This window comes from Sphingobium sp. VMM, from assembly GCF_056790315.1.
In genome coordinates this window covers 343,650-360,031 of sequence record NZ_JBXGSI010000001.1, presented here as the reverse complement: position 1 = coordinate 360,031, position 16,382 = coordinate 343,650, and the positions used below count along the sequence as shown (strand labels likewise).

The following is a 16,382-nucleotide window of genomic DNA, read 5'->3' as shown; positions in this document are numbered from 1 at the left end:
GGGTCAGACAAATTCGTTGGTGGCGGCGGAATAATGTTTCTGCCCCAGCCGCCCCTGGTCCTTGGCGACCTTGATTGCCGCGCGCAGCCGATTGTTACGCCCGCTCCAGGCGGCATCATTGACCTTCAGCAGCGCCTCGACCGGATTGGCGCTGCTGAGCAGCGGCTTGACGGCGGCAAAGGTCGATCGCCCCTGATGGAAAATATCCGCCACGATTGCGCAGATGACGTCGGACTTGCCGTCCAGCGGCAGCTTTCGGGCGTAGCGCGCGGACATCTTACGCTGCAGGATATCGGCGGCGGTCCGCACCTGGGCCAGCCGGGCAGCCGGATCATGCTGCGTCCAGTGGATCAGCCGCGCCGCCTGCAAGACCTCCTGGCGGTCGATCGGCACCCGCTGGGGGTTCAGGTAGTTCATGAACAACATGATCTGCCGTTCGCCGTTGCTGGCGGTGAATTCCTGCTCCAGATCCGTAGCTCCGCCATCGGAATCGACCCGGAACAGGCGCCCGCCCCGCAGTTCGAGCTCGGGAAAATAGCCATTGAAATCGGGCAATTCGGCCAGCCGGTGGAACATCAGGATCAGATTGTCCTGCGGCGTATGCGCGGCCAGTTGATAGAAGCCGAAGGTGAATTTCGCTCGGTCATAGGTGTTGACCAGATTGAAGTGATTTTCGCTCTCGCAGGCCCCCGTCACTTCCAGCAGCGTCGCCCAGGTCCGCAAGCTGGGGCGATACTCCTCCGCCCGATAAATCTCGCCCCAATAGCTGGCGCCCGGCATGAAGATGCCGTGATATTTGCGGGCAGCGTCATTGACCTCCTTCCCCACCAGGAAGAAATCCGGTTCGCCGACCAGTCGCGCCTTCCAGCGGCCATCGACGGGATCGGGCAGTTCGAACTTCTTGTCGGCGCTGACCGATCGCGGCTCGGCCTGCACGTCGAGCAGCAGATTTTCGCCCGGTATCCAGCCATAGAATAGCCCCTGATTACCGGCATAGAGCGCCTGGAACTTGGCAAGGAAGCTCTCGGGCGATTCCGATGTCACCTGATCGGCGGTGTTGCTGTAATGATAGACCTTTCCGCTATGATAGACGCCGATATGCTTTTGCGGAATGTTGACCATCTCCTTGCGGGTAAGGTCGACATTGCTGGCCAGCGTCACGAAAATCAGCTGGGTCTTGGCGAGATCGGCATCGTCCCAGCGCCCCACACGCGGGCATTGGGCGAATATCTCATGCACCCGGACATTGGCGCCAGGCTTGCTTCCACCAGCGAACTGCTTGCAGTTAAAGGAAAATGTCAGATCACATATATGCGAAACGAAATGCGCACAGTGATTCGCAACCGGATCGTGAAATTTATTTTCGCATATCTTGTTGATATTCTTGCCAAGAGCAGCATCAAGCCTTGTCGCGATGGTCATAATCGTCTCCCGATTGCCAGCGCGACCCGCTTATTTTTCGGCCATAGTAGAAAAAGCCCAACTCCCCACAATAAGGGCCACCCCGGAGGAATGCCCGAAACAGCAGCCGCATCCACTGTTTTCCGCCCCCGCATCGTGGAAATGCTGGCCTTGCAGGCGGGAAGGCGCTAGCGGGCAGAGCATCAATCTGCGTCTTCAAAGGTTTCGATAATGGGTTTTCGTTGCGGTATCGTCGGGCTTCCCAATGTGGGCAAGTCCACCCTGTTCAATGCGCTGACCGAGACGCAGGCGGCGCAGGCGGCGAATTATCCCTTCTGCACGATCGAGCCCAATGAGGGCCGCGTAGCCGTGCCCGACGATCGGCTGCAGACCATCGCCAAGATCGGCGGTAGCGCCAAGATCATCGAGACGCAGCTCGCCTTCGTCGACATTGCCGGCCTGGTCCGCGGCGCGTCGAAGGGCGAAGGGCTGGGCAACCAGTTCCTGGCCAACATCCGCGAGACCGACGCCATCGTCCACGTGCTGCGCTGTTTCGAGGATGACGACATCACCCATGTCGAGGGCAAGGTCGATCCGATCGCCGACGCCGAGACGGTGGAAACCGAACTGATGCTCGCCGACCTCGAAAGCCTCGAGAAGCGGGTTCCCAACCTGCTCAAGAAGGGCGCGCAGGGCGACAAGGAAGCCAAGGCCGCCGCATCGGTGCTGGGCCAGACGCTGGAACTGTTGCGCGACGGCAAGCCCGCCCGCCTGACCCAGCCGCGCGACGAGGAAGAAGCCCGCCTGTTCGCCCAGGCGCAACTGCTGACCGCCAAGCCGGTTCTCTATGTCTGCAATGTCGAGGAAGGCGCTGCCGCCGAAGGCAACGCATTTTCCGCCCGCGTGTTCGAGAAGGCGGCGGCCGAAAATGCCAGCGCGGTGATCGTGTCGGCAGCGATCGAGGCCGAACTCATCACCATGCCGGTCGAGGAACGCGGCGAATATCTCGAAGCGCTGGGCCTGACCGAAGCCGGTCTCGCCCGCATCATCCGCGCTGGCTATGAGCTGCTGGGCCTCATCACTTTCTTCACCGTCGGCCCCAAGGAAGCCCGCGCCTGGACCGTCGCCAAGGGCAGCAAGGCCCCGCAGGCCGCCGGCGCCATCCACTCGGACTTCGAAAAGGGCTTCATCCGCGCCGAAACCATGGCCTATGCCGACTATGTCCAGTTCAACGGCGAAGCCGGTGCCAAGGAAGCGGGCAAGTGGCGCTCGGAAGGCAAGGATTATGTGACGCAGGACGGCGACATCATGCTGTTCCGCTTCAACGTCTGACAGCAAAAGATACACTGACATGGAAAGGGCCGGAGGAGCGATCCCCCGGCCCTTCTTCGTTCAGCGCGGGGCGCTTTCCTCCTCCGGGGCGTCAGCGGCTACTGGCTCCGGCTCTAGCGGAGCAACCTCCTCCTCCTCGCCCTTGCCCAGGCGGCGCTTGATCCAGCGCCAGCCGCCACCAAAGACCAGGACGATCGGGATCAGCAGTTTCTTGCCGAAGGCCAGGATCAGCGCGATCAGGCCCAGCTTCTTGGCCGCCAGCAGGCCGGCACCCGCCGCGATCATCCCGCCAATGCCATATTCGGCGACCTTGTCGACATTGGGCACATAGTCAGCATAGCGCGCGCCTGCATCATAGCTGACCGAAGCACCGAACTTGGCTGCCGCCGCCTTCACCGATGGCAGTTGCGACATGGTCGACACCATGTTGAGGCTGAGCACGCCATAGCGCCCGAGCAGGCGGACGTCATAGTTCAGCGTATCCTCCTGCGCATTGCCAAAGCGCATGTCGCGCGCCCAGATGACGCTGTGATGCGCCTTGTCATAGGCGGGCCGCTCGGCCCAGCCGACCAGCTGGATCGCGGGATATCCAGCATCGGCGCGCTCCTTGTTGCGCTCCTCCTCACCCGACTTCATGTCGGCCATCAGCGCGTCATAATCGGTCGAGGCGGCGTCATCGTCCTTCACATAGCCGCTCTGCTCATAGGTGATGACCGCGCCCCAGGCATCGTCATCGACGAAGGTCTTGCCGGCCGGAAAGACCAGGCCCAGCACACCATCGGCCTGGGCCGACGGATTGCCCCACATGTCGACGATCACCTCGCGCGCCTGCGCCGCGTCGAGATAATAATAATCCTGGCCCAGATGCAGCACGGCCTTGGCTTCGGTCAGGGTGATGTCGCCATTTTGCGGGCGCTGCTTCGCCAGCACCGCCTTCACCTTGGCCTCATAGGCGCGCTGTTCCGCGCTCGCCGCCGGACCGGCAGGCTGGTCCGACTGGGCAAAAACCGCTACCGGCATGGCGCCGATCAGCAACATGGCGCCAATGGCGCTCCACATCTTCTTCATCAGATCCCCCTTGTGACGCGCAATCTTTTAGAAACAAAAGCTTGGAAGGCAATGACCCAACCGCCCCGCATCATGCCCGTCCGCCGCAAGATCGCCTTTCCGCCCAGCGTGGACGCGGAAACGCGGCTGCTGATCCTGGGCAGCCTGCCCGGCGACGCCTCGATCAAGCAGGGCGAATATTATGCCCATCGCGGCAATGCCTTCTGGGCATTGATGAGCGACGTTCTGGGCGAGGATCTGCGCAGCGCGCCCTATGCGATGAAGCTCAAGCGACTGCGCGCACGGGGCGTCGGCCTGTGGGACGTGATCGAGAGCGCCGATCGCGACGGCAGCTTGGACAGCAGCATCCGGGGTGCGGAACTGCGCGACCTCAGCGCCTTCCTGTCCCGCCTGCCCAATCTCTGCGCGATCGCCTTCAACGGCAAGACCGCCGCCCAGCATGGCCGTCGCCAATTGGGCGAAAGGTCCGATCTGGTGATGATCGATCTGCCCTCCTCCAGCGGCGCCTATGCCAGCCTGTCGCGTGATTCCAAGCGCCAAGCCTGGAGCATATTGGCGCGCTATGTCGATCCGACATGAACCATTCGTCACTTTACCGACTTGGTTGGACTGCTAAGCAGCGGTCAAATCTTCCTTTTTGCCATGAGGCCATGATGTCCGCCCGTCGCCTGTCGCTCGCATTTGCCCTATCCGTTTCCACCCTGCTCGGCGCCTGCGCCCCGGCGCAGCAGCATCCAGCGAGCGTCGCAGCCGCCCCGGCCGAACAGCGCGCGCCGGTGACGATCCTGGTTTCGATCGACGGCTTCCGCCCCGATTATCTGACCCGTGGCGTCTCGCCCAACCTCAATGCACTGGCGGCCGGCGGCACCGAAGCATCGATGCGCCCGTCCTTCCCGACCAAAACCTTTCCCAATCATTGGGCGATCGTGACCGGCGACCGGCCCGACCGCAGCGGCATCGTCGCCAATAATATGGAAGATGACAGCCGGCCCAACGACAAGTTCACCATGGCCAGCGACGATCCCTATTGGTGGAACGAGGCCGAGCCGATCTGGATCACCGCCGAAAAGCAGGGCGTGCGCACCGCCACCATGTTCTGGCCCGGCTCCAACGTCGCCTGGGGCGGCAACAAGGCGGCCGAATGGCCCTACAGGATCAGCGGCGGATCGCGCCCGAGCGACTGGGCGCAATTCAACGAGGCGATCAGCCCGACCCAGCGCGTCAATGGCGTGCTGGACGTGTTGCGCCGCCCGGCCGACATCCGCCCCCGCTTCGTCACCCTCTATTTCGATGAGGTCGACACCGCCGGCCATGTGAACGGCCCGGCCGCGCCGGAAACCACCCAGGCAGTAGCAGACGTCGACGCCCATATCGGCGAACTGATCGGCGGCCTCAAGGCGCTGGGCCAGCCAGCCAATATCGTCATCGTCTCCGACCATGGCATGGCCGCCAAGGCGAACGACCGGGTGCTGCCGATCGACAAGATCGCCGACCCGGTCGACTATCGCGTGGTGGAGGCCGGCCCCTATGCCAGCCTGGTCGCCAATCCCGGCCGCGAAAAGGCGCTGGAGGCCGCGCTGTTCAAGCCGCGCGACCATATGCAGTGCTGGCGCAAGAGCGACATCCCGGCGCGCTTCCACTATGGCACCCATCGCCGCATCCCGCCCTATTTCTGCCTGGCCGAAACCGGCTGGGTGTTCCAGAATACGACCCCGACCAAGCCGGTCACCGGCGGCGACCATGGCTGGGACGATCGGGCGCCCGAAATGCAGGCTTTGTTCATCGCCAATGGCCCCGCCTTCGTCAGCGGCTTCCATCCCTCGGCCGATTTCACCAATGTCGATGTCTATCCGCTGCTCGCCCGCCTGCTGGGCGTGACGCCGGTGGCGAGCGATGGCAACCCGGCGGTGCTGCAGGGACTGGTGAAGCCCTGATCGGGCGACATGTATTTGTCATAAAGCGGTTCTAGGCGGCGCGTCATGTTCACGCGCCGCTCGCTCCTCTCCGCCGCCGCCATCGCCCCGATCGCCGGCGCGCCCGCCATCCTGCACGCCCAGAGCTGGTTCGCCGGCTATCCCTTCGCGCTGGGTGTGACATCGGGCGATCCGGCGCCCGACGGCTTCGTCATCTGGACCAAGCTGGCGCCGCGCCCGTTCGAGCCGCATGGCGGCATGCCGATGACGCCGATCCCGGTGAAATGGGAGGTAGCGGCCGACGATCGCTTCAGGACCATCGTGGCCGGCGGCGAAGCGATCGCCCGGCCGGAATTGGGCCACAGCGTCCATGTCGAGGTAACCGGCCTTCAGCCCGACCGGCCCTATTGGTATCGCTTTGCGCTCGGCAATGACCAGTCGACGCGTGGCCGGGCCCGCACCCTGCCGCTGGCATCGGCCAGCCCCAAGCTGCTCAAATTCGGCGTCGCGGGTTGCCAGAATTATCAGGACGGCCTGTTCACTGCCTTCCGCCATCTGGCGCGCGAGGACGATCTCGCCTTCGTCTATCATTATGGCGACTTCATCTATGAATATAGCCAGCGCGGGCCGGACTATGACAAGGACGGCCTGCCCGGACCGCAAGTGCGCGACCATATCGGCCAGGATTGCTACGACCTGGCCGACTATCGGCTGCGCTACGCCCAATATCTGAGCGATTATGACCTGCAGGCGGCACGCTGCCGCCATAGCTGGTTCCCGACCTTCGACGATCATGAGGTCGCCAATAACTGGGTCGGCGACATCGATGCCAAGGGCGCGCCTGCCGACACCTTCCGCATGCGTCGCGCCGCCGGCATGCAGGCCTGGTATGAATATATGCCGGTCCGCGCGGCGATGGCGCCGCGCAGCGAGATGATCGGCACCATGTATCGCCAGGCCCGCTTCGGCGACCTGTTGTCGATCGACTTCCTCGACACCCGGACGTTCCGCACCGATCAGCCCTGTGGCGACAATTTCAAGCCGGCCTGCACCGAAATGGCCGCCACCCAGGCACAGGTCATTTCCGCCGAGGAGGAAGGCTGGCTGGCTCGCAACCTTGCCCGCCGCGACGCCAAGTGGAACTGCCTGGCGCAGCAGGTGATGATGATGGCGCTCGACCGCCGCAACAGTGCGGACGCGGCAGAGCCGATCTACAATATGGACACCTGGGCCGGCTACAAGGTGCAGCGCCAGCGGCTGCTCGGCCGGATGAAGGGGTTGGACAATGTCGTGGTTCTAACCGGCGACGAGCATCAGAATCTCGCCGGCCTGTTGGATGACGGCACAAAGCCGGTCGCGGTCGAGTTCGTGTCGACCTCCATCTCCTCGGGCGGCGACGGATCGGACCTGCGGCCCGGCAGCGACATCATCCTGAAGAACAACCCGCAGCTCAAATTCATCAACGACCAGCGCGGCTATCTGACCTGCGAAGTGACGGCCGACGCCTGGACGACGCGGGCGATGGTGATGGATCAGGTATCGGCGCCGGGCGGCCAGATCCGCACCCGCGCGACCATGACCGTTCCGCGCGGCACGCCGGGGCTGACCATTAGCTGACAGTTGACGTAAACGGAAAGCTCACCTACCTTTTTATCCGTTGAAGAATGATGGCGCGATTTCCGAGCCGGCAGATGTGCCATCTGCCTCGAAATCGCTTCGAGGAGACGGATGATATGGACGACATTCTCTATTTCGAGGATATCGTGGTGGGCGACAGCGTGGCGTTCGGGCCGCTGACCCTGTCGCGCGAGGAAACGATCGCTTTTGCCGCGGAGTTCGATCCCCAGCCCTTCCATCTGTCCGACGAGGCAGCGGCGACCACCCATTTTCGCACCATCTCGGCCAGCGGATGGCACACCACAGCGCTGTTCATGAAGATGTTCGTCGCCGAAATGCAGAAGCAACCCGGACGCCAGGCGGCCAGCCTGGGCGCGATGGGCGTCGATGAACTGCGCTGGCTGCGCCCGGTCCGCCCCGGCGACACACTGCGCGGCACCAATGAAGTGATCGACAAGAAAATTTCGCAGAGCCGCCCGGAAATGGGCATCGTCCGCAACAAGGTGACGCTCTACAATCAGAAAGACGAACCCGTGCTGACCATGTGCCCGATCGCCATGTGGCGCACCCGCCCGGCATAAGGCCACCCCATTCGGGGTGGCCAATTACAGTCTCCCGGACCTGTCGGCGCGGATCATTCCCCCCTAGGCGAGGCCAAACGCTCATCCGGGGAACCCAGCCATGCCCAGCGCCGCGCATCTTGCCGCATTCGCCCTCATCTCGCTCGGCATGGTGCTGACGCCGGGTCCGAACATGATCTATCTGATTTCGCGCTCGATCAGCCAGGGCCGCGCCGCCGGCATGGTCTCGCTGCTCGGCGTCGCCTGCGGCTTCCTCTTCTACATGGTCGCTGCCGCCTTCGGCATCACCGCGCTGCTGATGGCGGTGCCCTTCGCCTATGACGTGCTGCGCCTGGGCGGCGCGCTCTATCTGCTGTGGCTCGCCTGGAATGCGGTGCGACCCGGCGGCCGTTCGCCCTTTCAGGTGAAGCAATTGCCCCTCGACGGCCAGCGCAGGCTGTTCGCCATGGGACTGCTCACCGACCTGCTCAATCCCAAGGTAGCGATGATCTATCTTTCGTTGTTGCCCCAGTTCGTCGATCCGGCGCGCGGCCATGTCCTTGGCCAGTCGCTGACCCTGGGCGCGACCCAGATCGCGATCCAGCGCTGGCTGATGGGCACGGTGCTGGGCGGCCTCGCCGTGCGGATGGCGGTGGAACGCTAGGCGACCTCAGCCATCACGCCGCCAACTTGCGCGCCCGTTCGCACCAGGCTTCGGCCAGTTGCGGCATGTCGGCCAGCGCACGCACCGCATCGGGATCGGCCTTGTGGCCGCCGCCGATCAGCAGGCGAAACACCCGATCGATGCTCCAGTCGGGCAAGGGCCGCTCCAGTAACCCCATCTGCGTGCCCGCTTCCGCCTCGCCTTCGCGGATCACCCGGAAATAGATGCCGCAGCGCGCGGTCTTGACGATCGTCGCCATCACGTCGCGGGCACCGAAACGATGGTCGAGTTTCCAACAAGGCTGGCGGCCATGGCTCACCTCCACCACCGCACTGCCCAGTCTGAACCGATCACCGAGGCAGATGTCGCTTTCGGTCATCCCGCGGCTGGCGATATTCTCGCCAAAGGCGCCGGGCGCGTCGAGCAGCGGATGATCGGGCTTGCGATCCCGCCACCAGCTATAATGATCCTGCGGATAGAGATGGATCGCCTTGTCCCAGCCGCCATGATGAACGGTATCGGCCACCCCGTCGCCCGCAAACCCCAGCCAGTTGATACGGATCGGGCCGGCAACCGGCTGCTTGCCGATGGCGCTATGCTCATCGCCGCGAAAGGGCCGGGGCATGCCAATCAGCAGCGCATCGATGGTCATGAAAGGCTGGGTCATGCCGCTCCATGCCATGGTTGCAGCGCGATGACGATGGCCAGTTGCGGCCAGCTTGCCCCGTCCGTCCCTAAGATCAGGCGGCGCTCAGTTCCGATCCCAGCTTGAGCACGAGGTCGCCCTTGTCGGTCTGGACCAGATAGGCGGGATCGCGGGTAGACCCGTTGCGACGGATCAGGGAGCCGGCGATCATCCGCTCCACATACCGCTCGAACCGCTCAGCTATGCGTCCCCGGCCGACACCCTGCCCCCAATTCCACCTGACCCGTGTTCCCTTGCGGAATCTCTCGGCCATCAGCAGACATCCTCTCCTTCAGGGGCAATCATGCCGGCCGGCTTTCCCGGTCAGCCTCAGCAAAATTCCCGAGACCCGCTCTGGTTCCTTGGGTTTTTCGCCGGTCTGGTCTAAGGGGCCGCGATGGATGTTACCGGACTTCGTGTCGCGCTGTTCAGCGGCAATTATAATTATGTGCGCGATGGCGCGAACCAGGCGCTCAATCGCTTCGTCGGCTATCTGCTGCGTCAGGGTGCGCAGGTGCGCGTCTATGCCCCGACCACCGATACGCCCGCCTTTCCGCCGACCGGCGACCTGGTCAGCGCGCCGTCCATTCCCGTGCCCGGCCGCCCGGAATATCGCATCCCTACTCGCCTGTCGCGCGCGCTGCGCCGTGACCTGAAGGCGTTCGCGCCCAACATGATCCATCTGTCGAGCCCCGATCCGCTCGGCCATCGGGCGCTGACCTGGGCGCGCGATCATGACCTGCCCGCCGTCGCTTCGGTCCACACCCGGTTCGAAACCTATCCGCGCTATTATGGCCTCGCCTTCCTGGAACCCGCGATCGAGGGCATTTTGCGCCGCTTCTACCGCCGCTGCGACGCCATCGTCGCCCCGTCGGAATCGATGGCCCAGTTGCTGCGCGAGCAGCGAATGAGCTATGATGTTGGCATCTGGACCCGTGGCATCGACCGCGAGATCTTCACCCCTCAGCGCCGCGATCTCGACTGGCGCCGCTCGCTCGGCTTTGCCGACGATATGCCGGTGATCGGCTTCATTGGCCGTCAGGTAATGGAAAAGGGGCTGGACGTCTTTTCCGACACGATCGACCAGCTGACCGCACGCAAGGTGCCGCACAAGGTGCTGGTGGTTGGCGAAGGGCCGGCCCGCGAATGGTTCCAGAACCGCTTGCCCGATGCCGTCTTCACCGGCTTCCAGGGCGGGGCCGACCTGGGCCGCGCCGTCGCCAGCATGGACATGCTGTTCAACCCGTCGGTCACCGAGACGTTCGGCAATGTCACGCTGGAGGCGATGGCCTGCCGCCTGCCGACCGTCGCCGCCCGCGCCACCGGCAGCGAAAATCTGGTGCAGGAAGGCGTTACCGGCCGGCTGATCCGCCCCGGCGCCATCGGCAAGTTCGCCGACGCATTGCAAATCTACTGCACCGATGGTGCTGCCCGCGCCAGCGCAGGCGCCGCCGCCGAGGCGCAGGCTGAACATTTCGGCTGGGATCAGGTAAACCAGGCGCTGGTCGACACCTATTTGCGGATCATCCGCCAGCGCGCCCAGGGTGCCAAGATCCGTTCCAGCCCTGTTCCCTGATCGGGCCGGCCGACCTATATCGGGGACGATGGCTGATCTTTTCTCTTCCGACGATGTCCTTCCCGCCGGCATCGACCATGCCCCGCTCGCCGATCGCTTGCGCCCGGCAGTGCTCGCCGATGTGGTCGGCCAGGAACATCTGACCGGCCCGGACGGCGCCATCGGCCGGATGGTGGCCGCCGGCCGCCTGTCATCTATCCTCTTCTGGGGACCGCCCGGCACCGGCAAGACGACGATATCGCGGCTGCTCGCCGATGCCGTCGGCATGCGGTTCGAGCCTATCTCGGCCGTCTTTTCCGGCGTCGCCGACCTCAAGAAGGTGTTCGCCGCTGCGAAGGACCATGGCCGTCGCGGCGAGAAGACCCTGCTCTTCGTGGACGAGATCCATCGTTTCAACCGCGCGCAGCAGGACAGCTTCCTGCCTTTCGTCGAGGATGGCACGGTCACGCTGGTTGGCGCCACGACGGAAAACCCGAGCTTCGAACTGAACGCTGCACTCCTGTCCCGCGCGCAGGTGCTGATCCTGCGCCGGCTCGATGCCGCCGCGCTCGAACAATTGCTGGACCGGGCCGAAGCGCTGATCGGCCGCCCGTTGCCGTTGGATATGGCCGCGCGCGAAGCGCTGCTGGCCAGCGCGGACGGCGACGGCCGCTTCCTGCTCAATCAGGTCGAAACGCTCTATTCGATCGACATTCCCGCGCCGCTCGATCCGGCGGCCCTATCCGCCCTGCTTCACCGCCGCGTCGCGGTCTATGACAAGGATCGCGAGGGCCATTACAACCTCATCTCCGCGCTTCACAAATCACTGCGCGGCTCTGATCCGCAAGCGGCGCTCTATTATCTTGCCCGCATGCTGACCGCTGGCGAGGAGCCGCTTTATGTGCTGCGCCGGCTCGTCCGTTTCGCCACCGAGGATATCGGCCTCGCCGACCCGCAGGCAGTGGTCCAGTGCCTTGCCGCCAAGGATGCCTATGAATTTCTCGGTTCGCCCGAAGGCGAACTGGCGATCGTTCAGGCCTGCATCTATTGCGCCACCGCGCCCAAGTCGAACGCCGGCTATATGGCGATGAAGACGGCATTCCGCACTGCGCGCGAAACCGGATCGCTGATGCCGCCGATGAACATCGTCAATGCCCCGACCAAGCTGATGAAGCAGGTCGGCTATGGCAAGAATTACCAATATGACCATGATGCCGAGGGCGGTTTTTCCGGCGCCAATTACTGGCCGGAAGAGATGAGCCCGCAGACCTTCTACACGCCGACCGAGCGCGGGTTCGAGGCGCGGATCGCCGAGCGCATTGCCTATTGGAACAAGCTGCGCGCCGAACGCGGCGCGGCGTGACATCCCGGTTCGCGCGCTTCGCGGCGATCGACTGGTCGGGCGCCAAGGGCGCGCGGCACAAGGGGATAGCGGTCGCCACCTGTGGCATCGGTCAGGATGCGCCAGAACTGGTCGAGGCGCCCGGCGGCATCTGGTCGCGCCAGGCGGTCGCTGACTGGCTGATCGCAACGGCGTGCGAGGCACCGACCCTGTTCGGCTTCGACTTCAGCTTCGCCCCACCCTTCGTCGCACGCGGCGCCTATCTGCCCGGCGATCCGACGCCGACCGACGCACCGGCGTTCTGGGCCTATGTCGATGCGGTCTGCGACGATCCCGATCTGGGCGCCGCCAGCCTGCTGGAAACCACTCATCGTCGCCATTTCTATTTCGGTAAGGCCGACGGGATGAAGGCCGGATTCCTGCACAACCGCGCCTGCGAAGCCCATTATAATGCCGGGGGCGGCGGCAAGCCCTCGACCATCTATGACGCGATCGGCGCGGCGCAGGTGGCCAAGGCCAGCTTTGCCGGCATGCGCCTGCTCCACCATATCCGCCCGCATGTGCCGGTCTGGCCGTTCGATCCGCTGCCCGCCACCGGATCGCTGGTCGTCGAAATCTATACCAGCATCGCTGCGCGCGCCGCCGGACGACCCAAGGGCCGGACCAAGATGCGCGATCTCGCCGCCCTCAACAACGCGCTGACCATGTTCGCAACCACCCCTTACGCCGGCCCGCTTGCCGCCGACCATCAGGCCGATGCCTTGCTGACCGCCGCCTGGATGCGCGAAAGGGCCGAAAATCCGGCGCTTTGGACACCTTTACCCCTGACCGGCGAAATTGCGCGCACAGAGGGCTGGACGTTTGGCGTGATCTGATAGTAAGGGCGTCCGACCCGTCGGGTGCGCCGGCTTAGCACAGCGGTAGTGCAGCGGTTTTGTAAACCGAAGGTCGGGGGTTCGATCCCCTCAGTCGGCACCATTCAACCCCCTGAAATTGTTAGGTTTTATCATTCCCCTCGGGGACGTGCGGACGTGACCAGATTTGCCGGGGGAAACTCTGGGGGAAACTTTTCCAATTTCGCGATGTCGATCTAGGTCGATGGGAAATGACAGGGCGCCGGGGGAAACTCCAGGGGAAACCGAATCACCCGTCGATCGATAAATACGTCATGCGCGACAATGACGAATCACCCGCCCCCACCCTCCGACACGACATCATGAACTTGTTCGACAGTCCCCCAGCACCGCTCGACCACCTAAGCTTTCAGGTCGATGCCATGGGCTTCCCATTGCTTATCGCGACCCTTCATCCGGAGGATCGCGCCGACCTTGGCCTGGACCGTCCCCTCCCCATGTATCCCACCCCTGATCCCAGCCCATCGGCTGTCCTGGAAAGGGTTGCTCGGAGGATGCTACGGAGCATGAACCTGCGCCGGTCGAAGGACGATCAACTGGACGATGACGCGCGGGTCTTCCCGGACCTTCATCAGCCCGAACTGCTGCGATCGGTGAATGATTTCCGCGAGGCCATCAGCGAGATTTTCTAACCCAGCGCAAACTGGAGGCGGTTGAAAAATCTTGACCGATCGATTTTATTTGCCGCCTGCGTAATGATCGGAGGCGCGGATGGAAGACCACTTGAAGGCCGCTGCGGTTGCGGCCGATATGTCAGACGACGAACTGATGAAGGCCTGGACTGCGGTCACCGACCGAGAGAACCTCTCCTACGAGCAGCAGGCGGTCATGGATGAAATGATCATCCGAAGGCTGATGCCTGATGAAACGTGACCGCCATCCGTCCTGACCATTGAAGCCGTCGCCCTGGGCGGGATGATGTTCGTCGAGGCGATCAGCACCGATCCGCCCCAGCGCATTGATCCCTCTCGACCATTTCAATGGCGACCGCTGCACGGATCGATGCTATCGCTTCGACGCAGGGAGAGAACGGATGGACGATCATCACGACGATGGCGACCAAAGTCGAAGCGGCGACGATCAGTCGGATATCGAGGCGTTCGTCTTGGCTGCGACGATCCTGGTCGCGGCTATCAGCGCGATCGTCATCCTGATCATCTAGCGCGCAACCATCGACGAAAACGGTCGTTTCGTCCCGACCCGCCCATGTTGGAGATACACTCGTTGCGCCGCCCCGACACCGATGCCACTAACCGAACGCGATCGATCGCCGATACAATCCTCGCGCTGGCAGTGCTTTGCGCATATGCGGCAGCCGCCATGCTGGGCTTGATGCGATAGGCGCGGAACAGACGCGAGCAGAAAGCGTTTGTCGGTCTCCTCTCTGGCTTGACTATGCCCCGCCGACTTTGGCGGGGTATTTTTTTGAAGGCGAACGTTTGAATCATCACCAATATGATCGCGACCGATCGTCGCTGGTCCTCAAGGTCCAGGCGATCTTTCTCGCTGCGATGATGATCGGATCGTCGGCCGCAGGCCTTTACAGCCTGCTCTAACACCCGCGTCAGGCCGGACCTTGGCGCCAGGCGATCCCATTTCGATCGCACCAGGCCGCATACGTCGTCGAACTGTTCGGCGAGATTTTCAGCCGAGGGTTCTGAAACCACATCTCGATCGTCCAACCAGGGTTCTGGTCGCGAACAGCCAACATTTTAGCTCTGCAAGCTGCGTCCATTACGCCCTTCGCCTCGATTATCCGCCGACCTTCGACATCGACGAAATCGGGCAGATAGGTGTGGGCGATGGTGTAGGGCAGCTTGATCGCTTCATGCGCGAATTCGGCCGGGACGAGCGCGGCACAACGGGCTTCGAATTTCGACCGATAGCGCGTCACGCGAGGACGCCCCACTGGGCCGCCATAGCGTTCGCGATCCCCGAATAGGTAACGCTGCGGGCCGCCCAACGGTCGGAAGACGGTCCCAGGCGATTTTGACCGCTGTCGCACTGATTGGCCCAGCGCTCCTTCCCGCCGACGATGCGACCGGCGATCCGCTTCGAACGGTCAGCGACCAGCTTTGGCAGACCTTTCAACCAAAGACCGGTGCGCTTGCTGGCATCGTCGCCGAAATCGTAGGGTTGGACATATTGATCGGCGGGTCGAATTCGTGTGCTGATGCAGCCGACCGGGTTTTCGATGGCGATCCTATCGACTGGCGCTTCCATCAGCCGCCGCACGAAATCGAGCGCCTCTTCGGTCAGCGCCGCCCGCCCTTCGACCCGCTTGTTCCAGTGAAGACCTGACGAGCAGAGATAGGTGCAAGGCGGATGCGCGATCAGGATGTCCCAATCGCGATCCAGGAAATCGAAGATGTCGCCTTGGAGATGCTGGCCCGATGATGGCAGGAGATCGCAGGACCAAGCGTCGTGGCCGCGCGCGGCGAAAGCGTCCCGGACGGTGCCGCTGAATTCGCAGGCCACCAAGACGCGAAGAGGAGTGTCATTCCTTTATTTAGGCGAGGTAGAGCGCTGCTTCGGCCGCCCGACGCTCCACCAAGCCAGGCAGCACCTTCCCGCCGCCACGGTTCCACCGGCCGAATTCCTTCGCGGCCCCGGCATGGTCGCCCGCGCGATGCTTCCGCAACAGCGTCGATTTCGCCAGCGCCCCTTCCCCGACGTTGAAGGCAAAGCTGACCAAAGCGTCGAACTGACCTTGGGACATCCGCCCGGCCAAACGATTGACCGTAGCTTCAAATCGGCGAAGGTCAGCGGCCAGCAGCTTTTGTGATTCCTGTCGGGTGATGGTCTGGCCGCGACGGACATCGGGACCGGTATGGCCGACGCCGATCGTCCACACGCCAGCCGGACAGAGGTAGGCGACGAGGCGATCGCCTTCAAAGGTGGTGATAAGCGCCCGACCAGCGGGCGACGTTTTCAGAGGTTCATTCTGTTATTTATGTGGTGGTCGCCTACGGCGATTGTCGCTAACTAACGTTGGGACATCATCGACAGTTGGGTGCGAAATGGGTGAACTTGCCACGCTATTTGTCGAAGCGCGAAGCTTGCGCGCCGACAAAGTTACCGCTCGGATCACGATCTTAGACCTCGCGAACGAGGTGGAAGCTTACGTTGTCCTCCTAGCCCATCCGCGCACTCAGGCTGGCCTTACTCCAGAAACCCCGTTGATTGCTCTGCACGTCGGCGGCGATCAGACCCACTTCCAGTTGGGGCAACTAATCGCTGTTGAACGTGGTCGGCCTTGGCCGACACCTTATAGTCGCGACTTGGAAGAACACCTCGCTAATCAGAAGGCGATGGGGGCATCTGTCTAACA

The 16,382-nt window shown here is 63.3% G+C and carries 21 protein-coding genes and 1 tRNA gene; 15 read left to right on the top strand and 7 right to left on the bottom strand.

Translation table 11 applies throughout. The features are described 5' to 3' along the window. Positions 1–3 precede the first annotated feature (3 nt). On the bottom strand, positions 4–1,239 hold the full coding sequence (locus tag ACUCV3_RS01880; protein ID WP_279727921.1) for a hypothetical protein: 1,236 nt from the start codon (positions 1,237–1,239) through the stop codon (positions 4–6). Between ACUCV3_RS01880 and ACUCV3_RS01875 the strand changes: the two genes are divergently transcribed. After that, a complete protein-coding gene (locus ACUCV3_RS01875) occupies positions 1,234–1,593 on the top strand; it encodes a hypothetical protein (protein WP_279727920.1) in 360 nt (119 codons plus the stop codon). The two genes, ACUCV3_RS01880 and ACUCV3_RS01875, sit on opposite strands and share 6 nt — an antisense overlap. A 39-nt stretch (positions 1,594–1,632) precedes the next feature. Continuing rightward, the gene (gene ychF / locus ACUCV3_RS01870) at positions 1,633–2,733 is read left to right on the top strand and encodes a redox-regulated ATPase YchF (RefSeq protein ID WP_007704566.1); all 1,101 of its coding nucleotides are present in this window, start codon (positions 1,633–1,635) and stop codon (positions 2,731–2,733) included. Positions 2,734–2,793: 60 nt separating this feature from the next. Here ychF and ACUCV3_RS01865 read toward each other — a convergent pair whose 3' ends face one another. After that, positions 2,794–3,801 carry a DUF2167 domain-containing protein gene (locus ACUCV3_RS01865; RefSeq protein ID WP_279727919.1) on the bottom strand — a complete coding sequence of 336 codons (1,008 nt, stop codon included), beginning with the start codon at positions 3,799–3,801 and terminating at the stop codon, positions 2,794–2,796. A 51-nt stretch (positions 3,802–3,852) separates the two neighbouring features. On the opposite strand from ACUCV3_RS01865, the gene ACUCV3_RS01860 reads away from it, so the two are divergent. The 5 genes from ACUCV3_RS01860 (at position 3,853) to ACUCV3_RS01840 (ending at position 8,555) form a co-directional block, all read left to right on the top strand. After that, positions 3,853–4,380: a DNA-deoxyinosine glycosylase gene (locus tag ACUCV3_RS01860; RefSeq protein WP_482240334.1), complete on the top strand. Its 528-nt coding sequence runs from the start codon at positions 3,853–3,855 to the stop codon at positions 4,378–4,380. 74 nt (positions 4,381–4,454) lie between these two features. Next, positions 4,455–5,735 (top strand): alkaline phosphatase family protein, encoded by a 1,281-nt coding sequence (locus ACUCV3_RS01855; RefSeq protein WP_279727976.1) that lies wholly within the window; start codon positions 4,455–4,457, stop codon positions 5,733–5,735. A 45-nt stretch (positions 5,736–5,780) separates the two neighbouring features. Next, complete coding sequence (locus tag ACUCV3_RS01850; protein ID WP_482240333.1) at positions 5,781–7,331, top strand: alkaline phosphatase D family protein; 1,551 nt, start codon at positions 5,781–5,783, stop codon at positions 7,329–7,331. A 116-nt stretch (positions 7,332–7,447) separates the two neighbouring features. Beyond that, complete coding sequence (locus tag ACUCV3_RS01845; protein ID WP_017499528.1) at positions 7,448–7,912, top strand: MaoC family dehydratase; 465 nt, start codon at positions 7,448–7,450, stop codon at positions 7,910–7,912. 100 nt (positions 7,913–8,012) lie between these two features. Further along, on the top strand, positions 8,013–8,555 hold the full coding sequence (locus tag ACUCV3_RS01840; RefSeq protein ID WP_482240332.1) for a LysE family translocator: 543 nt from the start codon (positions 8,013–8,015) through the stop codon (positions 8,553–8,555). A gap of 13 nt (positions 8,556–8,568) precedes the next feature. Here the strand turns inward: ACUCV3_RS01840 and ACUCV3_RS01835 are convergent, their stop codons facing one another. Both ACUCV3_RS01835 and ACUCV3_RS01830 read right to left on the bottom strand, forming a co-directional pair. Continuing rightward, the gene (locus ACUCV3_RS01835) at positions 8,569–9,222 is read right to left on the bottom strand and encodes an MOSC domain-containing protein (RefSeq protein WP_482240331.1); all 654 of its coding nucleotides are present in this window, start codon (positions 9,220–9,222) and stop codon (positions 8,569–8,571) included. A 73-nt stretch (positions 9,223–9,295) separates the two neighbouring features. Next, a complete protein-coding gene (locus ACUCV3_RS01830) occupies positions 9,296–9,514 on the bottom strand; it encodes a hypervirulence associated TUDOR domain-containing protein (RefSeq protein WP_482240330.1) in 219 nt (72 codons plus the stop codon). A gap of 123 nt (positions 9,515–9,637) precedes the next feature. On the opposite strand from ACUCV3_RS01830, the gene ACUCV3_RS01825 reads away from it, so the two are divergent. The 7 genes from ACUCV3_RS01825 (at position 9,638) to ACUCV3_RS01795 (ending at position 14,213) form a co-directional block, all read left to right on the top strand. After that, positions 9,638–10,816 (top strand): glycosyltransferase family 4 protein, encoded by a 1,179-nt coding sequence (locus tag ACUCV3_RS01825; RefSeq protein ID WP_279727915.1) that lies wholly within the window; start codon positions 9,638–9,640, stop codon positions 10,814–10,816. A gap of 28 nt (positions 10,817–10,844) precedes the next feature. Continuing rightward, positions 10,845–12,158, top strand: a complete 1,314-nt coding sequence (locus ACUCV3_RS01820) for a replication-associated recombination protein A (RefSeq protein ID WP_279727914.1) — start codon at positions 10,845–10,847, stop codon at positions 12,156–12,158. Continuing rightward, positions 12,155–13,012 (top strand): hypothetical protein, encoded by an 858-nt coding sequence (locus tag ACUCV3_RS01815; RefSeq protein ID WP_482240329.1) that lies wholly within the window; start codon positions 12,155–12,157, stop codon positions 13,010–13,012. Before ACUCV3_RS01820 ends, ACUCV3_RS01815 begins: the two co-directional genes overlap by 4 nt. Positions 13,013–13,040: 28 nt before the next feature. Then, positions 13,041–13,115, top strand: a tRNA-Thr gene (locus ACUCV3_RS01810). Positions 13,116–13,305: 190 nt separating this feature from the next. Then, on the top strand, positions 13,306–13,683 hold the full coding sequence (locus ACUCV3_RS01805) for a hypothetical protein (RefSeq protein ID WP_423300459.1): 378 nt from the start codon (positions 13,306–13,308) through the stop codon (positions 13,681–13,683). Positions 13,684–13,762: 79 nt separating this feature from the next. After that, entirely contained in the window at positions 13,763–13,924 is a 162-nt protein-coding gene (locus ACUCV3_RS01800) for a hypothetical protein (RefSeq protein ID WP_017502130.1), read from the top strand. Between the two features lie 160 nt (positions 13,925–14,084). After that, positions 14,085–14,213, top strand: coding sequence for a hypothetical protein (locus tag ACUCV3_RS01795; RefSeq protein WP_268932917.1), 129 nt, complete (start codon positions 14,085–14,087; stop codon positions 14,211–14,213). A gap of 402 nt (positions 14,214–14,615) precedes the next feature. Here ACUCV3_RS01795 and ACUCV3_RS01790 read toward each other — a convergent pair whose 3' ends face one another. From ACUCV3_RS01790 to ACUCV3_RS01780, 3 genes are read right to left on the bottom strand one after another with little or no spacing between them, the layout of a single operon-like run. Continuing rightward, complete coding sequence (locus ACUCV3_RS01790) at positions 14,616–14,945, bottom strand: hypothetical protein (RefSeq protein WP_482240328.1); 330 nt, start codon at positions 14,943–14,945, stop codon at positions 14,616–14,618. Further along, positions 14,942–15,529 (bottom strand): hypothetical protein, encoded by a 588-nt coding sequence (locus tag ACUCV3_RS01785; protein WP_482240327.1) that lies wholly within the window; start codon positions 15,527–15,529, stop codon positions 14,942–14,944. Before ACUCV3_RS01785 ends, ACUCV3_RS01790 begins: the two co-directional genes overlap by 4 nt. A 31-nt stretch (positions 15,530–15,560) precedes the next feature. Next, positions 15,561–15,905 carry a lysozyme gene (locus tag ACUCV3_RS01780; RefSeq protein ID WP_482240326.1) on the bottom strand — a complete coding sequence of 115 codons (345 nt, stop codon included), beginning with the start codon at positions 15,903–15,905 and terminating at the stop codon, positions 15,561–15,563. A gap of 166 nt (positions 15,906–16,071) precedes the next feature. Here ACUCV3_RS01780 and ACUCV3_RS01775 point away from each other — a divergent pair, with 166 nt between their 5' ends. Then, positions 16,072–16,380: a hypothetical protein gene (locus ACUCV3_RS01775; RefSeq protein WP_482240325.1), complete on the top strand. Its 309-nt coding sequence runs from the start codon at positions 16,072–16,074 to the stop codon at positions 16,378–16,380. The last annotated feature ends 2 nt before the right edge of the window (positions 16,381–16,382 follow it).

What these genes read in the sequence shown, in the direction of transcription:
- ACUCV3_RS01875 (WP_279727920.1), top strand. Translation starts at nt 1,234, where the DNA reads ATGCACCCGGACATTGGCGCCAGGCTTGCTTCCACCAGCGAACTGCTT.
- ychF (WP_007704566.1), top strand. Translation starts at nt 1,633, where the DNA reads ATGGGTTTTCGTTGCGGTATCGTCGGGCTTCCCAATGTGGGCAAGTCC.
- ACUCV3_RS01865 (WP_279727919.1), bottom strand. Translation starts at nt 3,801, where the DNA reads ATGAAGAAGATGTGGAGCGCCATTGGCGCCATGTTGCTGATCGGCGCC.
- ACUCV3_RS01860 (WP_482240334.1), top strand. Translation starts at nt 3,853, where the DNA reads ATGACCCAACCGCCCCGCATCATGCCCGTCCGCCGCAAGATCGCCTTT.
- ACUCV3_RS01855 (WP_279727976.1), top strand. Translation starts at nt 4,455, where the DNA reads ATGTCCGCCCGTCGCCTGTCGCTCGCATTTGCCCTATCCGTTTCCACC.
- ACUCV3_RS01850 (WP_482240333.1), top strand. Translation starts at nt 5,781, where the DNA reads ATGTTCACGCGCCGCTCGCTCCTCTCCGCCGCCGCCATCGCCCCGATC.
- ACUCV3_RS01845 (WP_017499528.1), top strand. Translation starts at nt 7,448, where the DNA reads ATGGACGACATTCTCTATTTCGAGGATATCGTGGTGGGCGACAGCGTG.
- ACUCV3_RS01840 (WP_482240332.1), top strand. Translation starts at nt 8,013, where the DNA reads ATGCCCAGCGCCGCGCATCTTGCCGCATTCGCCCTCATCTCGCTCGGC.
- ACUCV3_RS01835 (WP_482240331.1), bottom strand. Translation starts at nt 9,222, where the DNA reads ATGACCCAGCCTTTCATGACCATCGATGCGCTGCTGATTGGCATGCCC.
- ACUCV3_RS01830 (WP_482240330.1), bottom strand. Translation starts at nt 9,514, where the DNA reads ATGGCCGAGAGATTCCGCAAGGGAACACGGGTCAGGTGGAATTGGGGG.
- ACUCV3_RS01825 (WP_279727915.1), top strand. Translation starts at nt 9,638, where the DNA reads ATGGATGTTACCGGACTTCGTGTCGCGCTGTTCAGCGGCAATTATAAT.
- ACUCV3_RS01820 (WP_279727914.1), top strand. Translation starts at nt 10,845, where the DNA reads ATGGCTGATCTTTTCTCTTCCGACGATGTCCTTCCCGCCGGCATCGAC.
- ACUCV3_RS01805 (WP_423300459.1), top strand. Translation starts at nt 13,306, where the DNA reads ATGCGCGACAATGACGAATCACCCGCCCCCACCCTCCGACACGACATC.
- ACUCV3_RS01800 (WP_017502130.1), top strand. Translation starts at nt 13,763, where the DNA reads ATGGAAGACCACTTGAAGGCCGCTGCGGTTGCGGCCGATATGTCAGAC.
- ACUCV3_RS01795 (WP_268932917.1), top strand. Translation starts at nt 14,085, where the DNA reads ATGGACGATCATCACGACGATGGCGACCAAAGTCGAAGCGGCGACGAT.
- ACUCV3_RS01775 (WP_482240325.1), top strand. Translation starts at nt 16,072, where the DNA reads ATGGGTGAACTTGCCACGCTATTTGTCGAAGCGCGAAGCTTGCGCGCC.